We start from the raw sequence: 12,907 nt of genomic DNA, 5'->3' as shown, positions 1-12,907 counted from the left end.
TTAGTTGTCGGACTCGAAGCTCTGCATATACGGGTTTTTATCGGTACGTTTGATATTGATAAAGTTATACCCGGTAGCCTGGTGGCAGCTGTTACAGCTGTCGATCATGCTATCGAAGCTAGAGGAAATACTTTTCCAGTCACTCCCTTCCGCCGCGCTTTTAAACGCCTTGAATTTAGGCGCCAGCATCCCCTTCACCAACTGCCCGATAGGCTTGCCATCGGAACTTTCTATGCTTTCGGCTTTCTCAATATATTCTTCCAGCTCATGGGCGTAGAAATCGAGCAAGCCCGAGTTTTTGTGATCAATGGCCAAACTGGATTTATGGGTCATGGTCTGCAACATGGACATGGTTTCCAGTAACTCTGGTTCGCTGCCTTCGTCTGCCTGCGCGACGCTGCTTATCATGCCAGCACAGAGCAGGCCCGCAGCTACATGCGTACTAAAATTGATCGAATGCTTGTTTGCCATCAGGTAGCTCCTTCACCAATTAATTGTGGAACACACCTATAAGTTATAGATGGGGGGACGCACTTAACGCAAGCGCCCCCTTAATAGCAGCTGGTTAAAACTTGGATATCACCTGGGGATTCCGCTTCTATTGCTTACTGGGGCAATCAGCAGGTAAATAATCCACGCGAACCAGGATACAAAAATGACCGCCAGAACCCAGGCAAGTTTCTCGCCGCCGGCGGTTTTATTTGAACCAAGGATCAGTAATATTGGTAGCAGCCAGATAAAACCAGCTACGACAATCATCAACAAACCAAATTCGGCATCCATGATAGCTCCTTTTAAAGTGAACAATGCAGTCTAAACGGTGATCTGGCCTTTCAGGTACTGAACGGCGGTGCCGGAAATAAGCACTCTGTCGCCGTTAACCCGGCAGTAAAGCACACCGCCACGCTGTGAGGCCTGATAGGCCACTAACTCATTTTTACCCAGGCGTTCGGCCCAAAATGGCGCCAGCCCGGTGTGAATCGACCCTGTTACCGGATCTTCATCGCCGCCATTTGCCGGCCAGAAATACCTCGAAACGAAGTCATAGTCCCTGGATTCGGATTGGCATGTCACCACCACATCATGTGGCTTAAGCTGAACCAGCGACTCGTTATCGCGAAGCACAGACTTAACGTCGGATTCCGATCGGTAAACGACAAAGTAAGCCTGTCCATTACGGTAGACCTCATGAGGCGTGATAGAAAGTCCGGCCAGTAAACTATCAGGGATAGCCTCTACTTTCTCAGGCTTTGTGTTCGGAAAATCCATCTGTATCTGGCCCGAGCCCGTTTTGGTAACGGCCAAATCCCCAACTGCTTTCGCTGAAAAATTAAGGCTTTTCACTTCTGGCTTTTTGTTAAACAGCACAAAGGCCGACGCTAAGGTCGCATGACCACAAAAAGGAATTTCCGTGATTGGCGAAAACCACCGGATCGCATAGCCTGATGCTTCACCCGGCACCAGAAATGCCGTTTCTGACAAGTTGTTTTCTGCCGCAATAGATTGCATTAAGTCGTCGGCCAACCAACTATCCGTGATGATCACGGCGGCCGGGTTCCCGCCGAAAACAGCATCCGTAAATGCATCAACTACATTGATTTCAAGTTCCATTCTGCTCGCTTATTATCACTCGTTTTTGGTGGTAAGTTACGACGCTAAGTTATAACCGTCCAGCCACAAAAAAGCCAGATACGTTTCGCTCGTATCTGGCTTTTTCACCTTGTATTTTAAGCGGCCTCTATCACATTTTTTTGCCGTTGATATAAACCACCGCGTTACCGGCGTTGTCCAGTTTCACTTCCGGCTTATCGCCATAGACAACAAAGCCGTCGTTGCCGCCAGCAACTTGCCCTGTGGCGGTGGTACCGCTTACCTTATCGCCGGACTGGATCGACACCTGATAACCGGCCAGAGAGCCGCTTACCTGCTGAATGCGGCCGCCGCTATGAATAGTGTAACCGGTTGTACCAGAAGCTTCGGCGCCGGCGATCACAACGGTGTGATAGGGTTCACCGTTTACCAGAACCTTGGCGTTATCCGGATTCTCAAGGGTAACAGTAGGCAGTTCGCCTAATACAATAAAGCCATCTAAGCCACCACCTACGGCGCCTTTGGCACGGTCGCCGCTGATATTGTCATTAGCCTGAACGGTGACGTTTTGACCCGCCAGTGAACCTTTCACCTGGCGGATATCACCGCCTCCGGTAATGGTATACGAAGTGCTGCCCGAACCGGCGCTGCCATCAATGACCACCGTATTATAAGGTTGGCCATTAACGAGGATTCGCGCGTTAGCAGGGTTCTCCAACGTAATACGGGGCAATTCACCGGCTACTAAAAAGCCATCGGCTCCGGCGCCGACAGCGCCTTCAGCGCGGTTACCGCTGACCTTATCGCTGCCCTGGATAGTGACATCAATGTCGCCTATCTTACGCGCTACCTGTTCGATCGCGCCGCCACCTTCGATTGTGTAGTTGGTACTTCCGGAGCCGGCGGATCCGTCAATCACCACAGCGCTGACCGGTTCGCTCTCTGCACGCAGCTCGTAGCGCATCGACTTGGCAACACTTTTCCCTTTAAAGGTGACAGCTACCAAGTGCCCATAGGCAGCGGGAAAGGTTTTACTCCAGGTCTTGTCGATATTCTGAGGGCCCGGATCTATGGTAAATGACCAAATCTCGTTGCTATCAACATTGTGATCAGTCGGGTCAGAGCCTGGCCCGAAGGTGCATACACTGACGGTAGTCTTCCCTTTAAATTTCACCTTCTCCAGGTTCAGGTGCAGTGCGCCGGTCACCGGTGCTGGCGTTATGTACAGACGAGTACCGCGGCTGGTCACTGTACCTTTTTGGGTTTCGCCAAGCGGTAACGAGCGAGGCCCAATATGCGCCCAGTTGTTGCCGACCATATCATTCCAGTTGGAAATCATATTACGCGTCGCTTGGTCGGCATCGTCGGCGACTGTCATGCATTTAGAGTATATTTTTTGTGATTGCAGTAAGCCCACGCCAGCTGTACCTACCACAGCGGCACCCGTAACGCCGACGCAGCCAACGTTTTTAACTACATCATCGTATTCTTTCCAGAGATCAGCCCCAACCTGGGCTGCGGTTGAACAGGCATTATTGGCATGGACTGCCGGGGAAAAACCAAGAGCAGTTGCTGTGGCCAGGGCAACCAGGGGTTTAGCCACTCCTTTTGAAGCTGTGCCAGACATACCTTTCCTCCTCGCTTTGCTACGGATGGATTAGGCGACCAGCTCCCTCTGCCGAAAAACCGTTAACGAAACTGGCCCCAAGTATAAAAAAAGCTTAGATGCTGAACGAACACATTTCAAACGATGTATCAGAGCGGCCATACAATCAGCAGCAAGGGTAATGCTACAGCAACCACGATAATCTCCACTGGCAGCCCTAATTTCCAGTAGTCACTAAAGCGGAAGCCGCCGGGGCCAAGAATCAGCGTGTTGTTCTGATGACCAATGGGCGTCAGGAAGGCGCAGGAAGCACCTATGGCGACGGCCATCAGAAAGGAGTCAGCATTCACGCCAAGGGCGTTGGCGATGCCGATAGCTATCGGGCACATCACCGCCGCAGTAGCGGCGTTATTCATCAGGTCAGATAAGAACATGGTAACTACCAGTATCAGACCCAATCCTACTACGGCATTGCCCTGGGCTACGCTTTCAATCAGAAAGCGGGCTATCAGATCGGCGGTACCGGTAGTTTGCATGGCATTAGCTACCGGGATAAGCGCACCCAGCAACACGATAACCGGCCAGTCGATGGCCTCATAAACTTTGCGTGGTGGCACCGTCCGCAGCGCCATAGAAGCCAGTACGCCCATAGCAAAAGAGATGACTGCCGGCACCAGTCCAAATGCGGCACCACCAATGGCAAAGAGCATAATCAGACTGGATTCCCATACTTTGCGTTTGTCGGGAATGCGCAGCTCCCGCTGCGCCAGTGGCACACAGCCATTATCGGCGGCAAACTCACTGATTGCCTCTGGCGGCCCCTGCATCAGCAACAGGTCGCCCGACTGCAGATTAATAGAGCGCAATCGTTTCATGGTGCGCGAGCCTTCACGGGATAGCGCCAGTAAATTAATGCCATAGCGGGTTCTTAGTGAAATATCACTGGCTGAACGTCCGCTTAGGACAGAGCCGGGCCGCACGGCCAGCTCCATCAGCACTATATCGTCTGTTGGCGGTGCTTCATCCTCGGCTTCCTGCTCCTCCTGGTCCTGTTCTTTCTGTTCGTCCTCGTCCTCGTCGGCTTCATCCAGTTCCACCGACTCTTCGAGCTTAAGCCCCAGGGTCGACAGTACCTCGGTTAAGGCATCAGCCTCGGCTTCAATCATCAGAATATCGCCAGCGTGTACGCGCCGGCCAGGACTCGCAGCAATAAGCCGGACTTCTCTTTGCACGATACCAATAATCTGAGCATCCGCATCGGCCAGCTCAGCCTCGATTTCCCGTAAGCTCAAGCCAGCGGCTTTACTGTCTTCCTCGATTCTGACTTCGGTAATATAGGCACCCGCTTCAAATCCTTCCACACCGGATTGTTTACGAGCCGGTACCAGCCGCCAGCCGATAATTAAAACAAAGGCAATCGCAACGGCAGCTACCGGCAACCCGATGTAGGTAAAATCAAACATGCTAAAACTACCCAGGCCAGCTTCGGCGCGAAAGCCCGAGACAATGAGGTTAGGCGGTGTACCAATGAGCGTCGTCATGCCGCCAAGGATAGTTCCGAAGGCCAGTGGCATGAGGACCTGCCCGGGCGTCAGCTCAAGCCGGTGGGCTACGTGAATCGCCACCGGCATTAACAGTGCCATGGCGCCTACGTTATTCATAAAACCGGATAGAAAAGCGCCCAGCCCCATCAGCGCAGATAGCGTGACCAGCCTGCCCGCCTTAGCGGGCAGCACAGTGCGGGTGAGGGCATCCACCGCACCAGAATTTTGCAGCCCCTGACTTAACACCAGCACAGCGGCAACGGTAATAACGGCCGGATGGCCAAAGCCAGAAAACGCATCGGCGGGGGCAACCAGACCCGCCAAAACACAGGCAAGTAAGGCACCAAGCGCCACCATATCATGGCGCCAGCGCCCCCAGAGAAACATGACTACCGTGCCGGCTAATATAGCCAGAATTAACCACTGTTCTTGGGTCATAGGTGCCTCAGGTTAATTCTTTGAGTTTTACTCTACCGTCACCGATTTAGCCAGGTTGCGCGGCTGGTCCACGTCGGTGCCTTTGATGATGGCAACGAAGTAGGAGAGCAACTGCAGCGGCACGGTGTAGACGATAGGCGCGATGATTTCATCGCAGTGACAAACATTGATGACGCGCATGCTCTGGTCGCCTTTGAAGTGGGCGTCTCGGTCGGCGAATACGTACATGATGCCGCCGCGCGCGCGTACTTCTTCCACGTTGGATTTCAGCTTCTCGAGCAATTCGTCATTAGGTGCCACCACAATAACCGGCATGTCGGCGTCGATCAGGGCCAGCGGGCCGTGCTTGAGTTCGCCGGCGGCATAGGCCTCGGCGTGAATGTAGGAAATCTCTTTAAGCTTCAGCGCACCTTCCATCGCAATCGGATACTGCGAGCCACGGCCCAGGAACAGGCTGTGATACTTATCAGCAAACTCCGGGGCCAGGGCTTCGATTTCGTCGCTCAGCAGCAGGGCTTCTTCCAGCCGTGCGGGCAGGGCCTGCAGGCCTTTAACAATGGCGTCCCGTTGCTGCGGCTTAAGATTGCGGTGCTGACCAATTGCTAATACCAGCATCAGCAGGCCAACCAGTTGCGTGGTGAAGGCTTTAGTCGATGCCACACCAATCTCTGCGCCGGCGCGGGTCATATAGGCTAAATCCGACTCACGCACCATAGAGGAGGTGGTCACGTTACAGATAGTCAGGCTACCTTTGTAGCCAAGCTCTTTAGAGAGACGCAGAGCCGCGAGGGTGTCAGCGGTCTCGCCCGACTGAGAAATGGTCACCAGCAGGCTGTTTGGGTGCACATAAGACTGCCGATAACGAAACTCTGAGGCAATCTCAACATTGCAGGATACGCCGGCCAGGGATTCCAGCCAGTAGCGCGCGACCATGCCGGAGTGGTAGCTGGTACCACAGGCGACGATCTGCACATGCTCGATGCTCTTCAGCAGTTCCATCGAACCCTTGCCAAAGGCGTCGTCGGCAACCTTACCGTTAACCAGCCGATCTTCCAGGGCGTTGCGAACCGCCGTTGGCTGTTCATGAATTTCTTTGAGCATAAAGTGGCGGTAGTTACCTTTGCCGCCGGCATCATAACTGCCATCGGATTCAGTCACTTCACGTTCAACCCGCTCACCCTGCTTGTCATAAACTTTGACTTCGGTGCGGTTGATGTCGGCCATGTCACCTTCTTCAAGGTACATAAAGCGGCGGGTCACTGGCAGCAGTGCCAGTTGATCCGAGGCGATAAAGTTCTCGCCGATACCCAGACCAATTACCAGCGGGCTGCCCGACCGGGCGACGACCAACCGGCCCGGCTCGCGGCAATCCATGACCACGGTACCATAAGCGCCTTCGAGCTGACGCACGGCAGCTTGCACTGCAGCGAACAGATCCGAGCGGCTTTTTTGCTCGTGATGAACCAGGTGGCAAATAACTTCCGTGTCGGTATCAGAAGTGAACGTGTAGCCCAGCCCGGTCAGGCGCTCGCGTAATTTCTCGTGATTCTCGATGATGCCATTGTGCACAACCGCAATACAGTCAGATGAAATATGCGGATGCGCGTTGGCTTCAGTCACACCGCCATGAGTTGCCCAACGCGTGTGCGCGATGCCGGTGGTGCCGCTTAACGGCGTATCGCCGACTGCGTCTTTAAGAGCCTGCACCTTACCGGTGCGGCGCAGCGACTCAATTTGACCATTCTCGTTAAGTACCGCCAGACCAGCTGAATCATAGCCGCGGTATTCCAGGCGTTTAAGGCCTTCAATAAGAATTTCACTGATCCGGCGTTCTGATGTTGCACCGACAATTCCACACATAAATCCGTTATCCTTTTCGCTGCGGCCGCTGCCAGCCACTGATATTTTTCTGTTTGCCCCGGGCAATGCCGAGTTCACCGTCTTCAATGTCTTTGGTTACGGTTGAGCCAGCGCCAACCGTCGCGCTCTTCCCAATACGTACCGGCGCCACCAGCGAACTGTTGGAGCCAACAAAAGCACCATCATCGATGCGGGTGATATGTTTATTTACACCGTCATAGTTACAGGTGATGGTGCCGGCGCCAATATTCACGCCTTCGCCGATTTCGGCATCACCAAGGTAAGTCAGGTGGCTGGCTTTTGAGCCTTTGCCCATGCGGGTTTTCTTGATCTCGACGAAGTTACCGATCTGGGCCCCTTCAGCGAGGTCAGCGCCAGGCCGCAGCCGGGCAAAAGGCCCTACGGAACAGTTTTCCGCCAGCGTGGCATCGTCAATTACGGTATGCGAGCGCACGCGCGAGTTCGCGCCGATACGGCAGTTGCGCAGGATGCAGTTACTCTCAATGACCACACCATCACCCAGTTCGACCTGGCCTTCAAAAATCACATTGACGTCGATGACGACATCGCTGCCAACCTGTACTTCGCCGCGCACATCAATCCGGGCTGGGTCCATAAGGGTCGCGCCGTTGAGCATCAGGTGTTCGGCCTGGCGCTGCTGATAAGCGCGCTCAAGGGTAGCCAGCTGCACCCGGTTGTTCGCGCCTTCGACTTCGTTAATGACTGCAGGTTGGGCGGTGGCGATCTTTACGCCTTCTTCCGATGCCATGGCCACAATGTCGGTCAGGTAGTATTCGCCCTGGGCGTTGTCGTCAGACAAGTTCGCCAGCCAGCGCTTCAGTGCCGCGCTTTGCGCCACCATAATGCCGGTATTTACTTCAGTGATTTGGCGCTGTTCCAGTGAGGCATCTTTTTGCTCCACGATACCCAGCACCGCGCCTTGTTCATTACGGATAATACGGCCGTAACCGGTAGGATCGGGCAGTGTAACGGTAAGTAGCGCCAGTTCGGTGCCATTAGCGGCTTCAATAAGCTTCTGCAGCGTCGACAGCCGGGTCAGTGGCACGTCGCCATAAAGAATCAGTACTTGCTCATTATCGCCAAGATGAGGGACCACCTGCTGCACGGCATGACCGGTGCCTTTCTGCTCGGCCTGCTCGACAAAATTCAGGGGCTGACCGGTGAGGGCGTTGCGGAGCGCTTCGCCGCCGTGGCCATAGATAACATGGGTCGTCGCAGGGGATAGCTCGGTCGCCGTATCAATAACGTGCTGAACCATCGGCTTGTGGGCGATAGGGTGCAGAACTTTCGGGAGCGCGGAGCGCATCCGGGTGCCCTTGCCAGCAGCAAGAACGACTACACTGAGAGACATGAATCCATCCGTTCTCGTTGAATTTGTTTGAAGTTGGTTATTTTACCGATTTTACATAAGATTAACAGGCGAAAAAAAGACCCGGCAGACTATCTGACGGGTCTTTTTCAATTTTTTAGCACTATTTGTTAGCACTCATGCTGCCAACTGCGATTATTTGCGGCGTACCTTGCGAATAATCTGCAGCTGAGCCAATGCCCGGGCCAGTTCCGCAGCTGCTTCCGCATAACTGAGGTCAGAACTGGAGTCTGCAATTGCTTCTTCAGCTTGTTTCTTGGCCTTCAGAGCTTCCTGTTCATCAAGCTCTTCACCGCGAATCGCTGTATCTGCAAGCACCGTGACATTATGTGGCTGCACTTCAAGCACACCACCGGCAACATAGATGATTTCTTCCTCACCGCCTTTCATCACAACCCGCACCATACCTGGCTTAATGGTTGTTAATAAAGGGGCGTGGCCGGGGTAAATACCCAGCTCACCTTCGCTACCGGTCACTTGCACGGTCTCTACCGCACCAGAGAACAACATCTCTTCGGCGCTGACCACGTCAAGCTGTACAGTTTTAGCTGCCATTTAAACCTCCCGGTTCTTACATTTTCTTAGCTTTATCGACCGCTTCTTCGATGCTGCCAACCATGTAGAACGCTTGTTCTGGCAGGTCGTCATAATCACCGTTTAAGATGCCTTTAAAGCCAGCGATTGTGTCTTTCAGAGGCACATACTTACCTGGCGCGCCAGTAAATACTTCGGCTACGAAGAATGCCTGCGACAGGAAGCGCTGAATTTTACGTGCACGGGATACGCTGAGTTTGTCTTCTTCAGACAGCTCGTCCATACCCAGAATCGCGATGATGTCTTTCAGTTCTTTGTAGCGCTGCAGTACGGACTGTACGCCACGAGCGACATCATAGTGTTCTTTACCGATAACCTGCGGATCCAGCTGACGCGAGGTTGAATCCAGAGGATCAACCGCCGGGTAGATACCCAGTGACGCGATGTCACGTGACAGTACCACGGTCGCATCCAAGTGAGCGAAGGTGGTTGCTGGTGAGGGGTCAGTCAAGTCATCCGCCGGTACGTAGACCGCCTGGATTGAGGTGATTGAACCGGTTTTGGTTGAGGTGATACGTTCCTGCAGAACGCCCATCTCTTCCGCCAGGGTTGGCTGGTAACCTACCGCTGAAGGCATACGGCCTAACAGTGCAGATACTTCAGTACCGGCCAGAGTATAACGATAGATGTTATCCACGAAGAACAGAACGTCGCGACCTTCATCACGGAATTTTTCCGCCATGGTCAGACCGGTCAGTGCTACGCGCAGACGGTTACCCGGAGGCTCGTTCATCTGACCGTAAACCAGCGCTACTTTGTCCAGTACGTTGGAATCCTTCATTTCATGGTAGAAGTCGTTACCTTCACGGGTACGCTCACCCACACCGGCGAATACTGAGTAGCCGCTGTGCTCGATCGCGATGTTCCGGATCAACTCCATCATGTTAACGGTTTTACCAACACCGGCACCGCCGAACAGACCAACTTTACCGCCTTTAGCAAACGGGCAAATCAGGTCGATAACCTTGATGCCGGTTTCCAGTAGCTCGGTAGAGCTCGACTGCTCTTCGTACGATGGCGCTTCACGGTGAATCGACATGCGCTCTTCTGCACCGATTTCGCCCGCTTCGTCAATTGGCTTACCCAATACGTCCATGATGCGGCCTAAGGTCTTCTGACCTACTGGCACCATGATTGGCTCACCGCTGTTTTTAACGCTTGCTCCACGACGCAGACCGTCGGTAGTACCCATTGCGATTGCCCGCACGATACCACCACCTAACTGCTGCTGTACTTCCAGGGTCAGACCCTCGAGGCCACCGTCGGTCACCTGCAGCGCGTCGTATACCTTTGGCACATCTGATTGTGGAAATTCGATATCCACAACCGCGCCAATTATTTGCACGACCTTACCTTGACTCATGACATATCCTCTAACTCTAAAATTCTTGCAAGCTTCGCCTTATACCGCTTCGGCGCCCGATACAATTTCCGAAATTTCTTGGGTAATCGCTGCCTGACGTGCTTTGTTGTACACCAGCTGCAACTGATCGATCAGGTCTTCGGCGTTGTCGGTAGCGGCCTTCATGGCGACCATCCGAGCTGCCTGTTCACTGGCGATATTGTCCACAACACCCTGATAGACCGTACTTTCAACGTAACGGCGAATCAGTACTTCAAGAATCGGCTGTGGATCTGGCTCGTACAGGTAATCCCAGGTACCTTTTTGCAAATCTTCCCGGGATTCTGCTTTTGGCAATGGCAGCAGTTGCGTTACCGTTGGCTCTTGCGACATGGTGTTCACAAACTTGTTGTACACCAGGTACAGACGATCCACTTTGCCTTCGTCGAAAGCATCGAGCATCACCTGTACTGTCCCGAGCACGTCATTCACGCTTGGCTTATCGCCCAGACCAGATTTTTGCGCCAGTAAACGGCCACCAAAGCGTTTGAAGAAACCTGTTGCCTTGCTACCTATGGCTGCAAAGTCGACTTCAATACCGTCTTGCTGCTGCTTCTGTGCATGCCGGACCACCGCTTTAAATTCATTGGTGTTCAGGCCGCCACACAAGCCGCGGTCGGTTGAAATCACAATGTAGCCAACCCGCTTAATTTCCCGCTCTTCCAGATACGGATGACGGTATTCAAGCTTGGCATGGGCAACATGGCCGATCACCTTGCGAATGCTGTCCGCGTACGGACGGCTGGAGGCCATACGTTCCTGCGCCTTTTTCATTTTGGACGCAGCAACCATCTCCATTGCACTGGTGATCTTCTGAGTATTGTTAATACTCCCGATCTTGGTTTTAATCTCTTTACCGATGGCCATGATATTCTCCTGTTAACTCAACGACTGATGACCACAGCGTTATGCACGGCTGCGGTCATCCTTGCGCTTACCAAGACTGCGTCTTTTTGAAGGATTTCAGACCTTCATGCAGCTTGGCTTCGATGTCGTCGTTATAGTTGCCAGTTTTGTTAATTTCAGCTATCAGCTCAGCGTACTCGCTCTTCATGTACGAAATTAACGCACTTTCGAAGTCGAGGACTTTGTCCATTTGCACATCTTTCAGATAGCCTTTTTCGGCTGCAAAGATAGAAACGGCCATTTCCGCTACGCTCATTGGCTGGTATTGGTTCTGCTTCATTAGCTCAGTAACGCGCTGACCGTGCTCTAACTGCGAGCGGGTCGCTTCGTCAAGATCCGAAGCAAACTGAGCGAATGCCGCCAGTTCACGATACTGTGCCAGGGCCAGACGAATACCACCACCTAACTTCTTGATGATCTTGGTCTGTGCTGCACCACCAACCCGCGATACCGATACACCGGCGTTAACCGCAGGGCGGATACCGGCGTTGAACAGGTCAGTTTCAAGGAAGATCTGACCATCGGTGATTGAAATCACGTTGGTTGGTACGAATGCTGATACGTCACCGGCCTGAGTTTCAATGATAGGCAGGGCTGTCAGTGAACCGGTTTTGCCTTTCACTTTTCCGTCGGTGAATTTCTCAACATAGTCTTCATTGACTCGTGCCGCCCGCTCAAGCAGACGTGAGTGAAGATAGAAAACGTCACCAGGATACGCTTCACGACCTGGCGGACGACGCAGCAGCAATGAGATCTGACGGTAAGCAACTGCTTGCTTAGACAAATCATCATAAACGATCAGCGCGTCTTCACCGCGGTCACGGAAGTATTCACCCATGGTACAACCAGAGTAGGCTGCCAGGTATTGCAGTGCAGCTGACTCAGATGCAGACGCAGCAACAATGATGGTGTTTTTCAGCGCGCCGTGCTCTTCCAGCTTACGTACTACAGAAGCGATGGTTGATGATTTCTGACCGATAGCTACGTAGACACACTTAATGCCGGAATCTTTCTGGTTAATGATGGCATCGATTGCCAGGGCACTTTTACCAGTCTGACGGTCACCGATAATCAGCTCACGCTGACCACGGCCGATTGGCACCATGGCATCAATTGACTTGTAACCAGTCTGTACTGGCTGGTCAACCGACTTCCGCTCGATAACGCCGGGTGCGATTTTTTCTACCGCTTCGTAGCCTTCAGCTTCGATTGGCCCTTTGCCGTCGATTGGTGCGCCCAGGGTGTTCACAACCCGGCCCAGCAGCGATGGGCCTACTGGTACTTCCAGGATGCGCCCGGTAGATTTAACTTTTACGCCTTCTTGCAGGTCCGCATAAGGACCCATAACCACGGCGCCGACAGAGTCGCGCTCGAGGTTCAAAGCGATAGCGTAACGATTGTCAGGAAGCTCAATCATTTCGCCCTGCATACAGTCGGCAAGGCCGTGAACGCGGATAATACCGTCTTTAACAGAAACGATAGTACCTTCGTTACGAGCTTCACTGACCACTTCGAACTGGTCAATACGTTTCTTGATCAGTTCTGCGATTTCATTCGAATTCAGTTGCATGCTCAAG

The 12,907-nt window shown here is 53.1% G+C and carries 11 protein-coding genes; all 11 read right to left on the bottom strand.

Translation table 11 applies throughout. The features are described from left to right. The 11 genes from IDSA_RS07420 to atpA all read right to left on the bottom strand — a co-directional run bounded on the left by IDSA_RS07420 (nt 1) and on the right by atpA (nt 12,900). On the bottom strand, nt 1–471 hold the full coding sequence (locus tag IDSA_RS07420) for a hypothetical protein (protein ID WP_034775590.1): 471 nt from the start codon (nt 469–471) through the stop codon (nt 1–3). A gap of 108 nt (nt 472–579) precedes the next feature. Further along, nucleotides 580–783 (bottom strand): hypothetical protein, encoded by a 204-nt coding sequence (locus tag IDSA_RS07415; protein ID WP_051986162.1) that lies wholly within the window; start codon nt 781–783, stop codon nt 580–582. Between the two features lie 30 nt (nt 784–813). Continuing rightward, nucleotides 814–1,611: a PhzF family phenazine biosynthesis protein gene (locus IDSA_RS07410; RefSeq protein ID WP_034775588.1), complete on the bottom strand. Its 798-nt coding sequence runs from the start codon at nt 1,609–1,611 to the stop codon at nt 814–816. 130 nt (nt 1,612–1,741) lie between these two features. Further along, the gene (locus IDSA_RS11870; RefSeq protein WP_051986161.1) at nt 1,742–3,217 is read right to left on the bottom strand and encodes a hypothetical protein; all 1,476 of its coding nucleotides are present in this window, start codon (nt 3,215–3,217) and stop codon (nt 1,742–1,744) included. Between the two features lie 128 nt (nt 3,218–3,345). Beyond that, entirely contained in the window at nt 3,346–5,178 is a 1,833-nt protein-coding gene (locus IDSA_RS07400; RefSeq protein ID WP_034775586.1) for an SLC13 family permease, read from the bottom strand. A 27-nt stretch (nt 5,179–5,205) separates the two neighbouring features. After that, a complete protein-coding gene (glmS, locus tag IDSA_RS07395; protein WP_034775732.1) occupies nt 5,206–7,038 on the bottom strand; it encodes a glutamine--fructose-6-phosphate transaminase (isomerizing) in 1,833 nt (610 codons plus the stop codon). Nucleotides 7,039–7,045: 7 nt separating this feature from the next. After that, complete coding sequence (gene glmU / locus IDSA_RS07390) at nt 7,046–8,410, bottom strand: bifunctional UDP-N-acetylglucosamine diphosphorylase/glucosamine-1-phosphate N-acetyltransferase GlmU (protein ID WP_034775585.1); 1,365 nt, start codon at nt 8,408–8,410, stop codon at nt 7,046–7,048. Nucleotides 8,411–8,563: 153 nt separating this feature from the next. Further along, nucleotides 8,564–8,983: a F0F1 ATP synthase subunit epsilon gene (locus IDSA_RS07385; protein ID WP_034775584.1), complete on the bottom strand. Its 420-nt coding sequence runs from the start codon at nt 8,981–8,983 to the stop codon at nt 8,564–8,566. 16 nt (nt 8,984–8,999) lie between these two features. Beyond that, a complete protein-coding gene (gene atpD, locus IDSA_RS07380; protein WP_034775583.1) occupies nt 9,000–10,385 on the bottom strand; it encodes a F0F1 ATP synthase subunit beta in 1,386 nt (461 codons plus the stop codon). 39 nt (nt 10,386–10,424) lie between these two features. After that, on the bottom strand, nt 10,425–11,291 hold the full coding sequence (gene atpG, locus IDSA_RS07375; protein WP_034775581.1) for a F0F1 ATP synthase subunit gamma: 867 nt from the start codon (nt 11,289–11,291) through the stop codon (nt 10,425–10,427). 67 nt (nt 11,292–11,358) lie between these two features. Then, on the bottom strand, nt 11,359–12,900 hold the full coding sequence (atpA, locus tag IDSA_RS07370; RefSeq protein ID WP_034775579.1) for a F0F1 ATP synthase subunit alpha: 1,542 nt from the start codon (nt 12,898–12,900) through the stop codon (nt 11,359–11,361). Between the last annotated feature and the right edge of the window lie 7 nt (nt 12,901–12,907).

The sequence above is a fragment of the Pseudidiomarina salinarum genome, assembly GCF_000753715.1.
Lineage (GTDB): Bacteria > Pseudomonadota > Gammaproteobacteria > Enterobacterales > Alteromonadaceae > Pseudidiomarina > Pseudidiomarina salinarum.
This window is presented reverse-complemented; position numbering and strand designations above follow the sequence as displayed.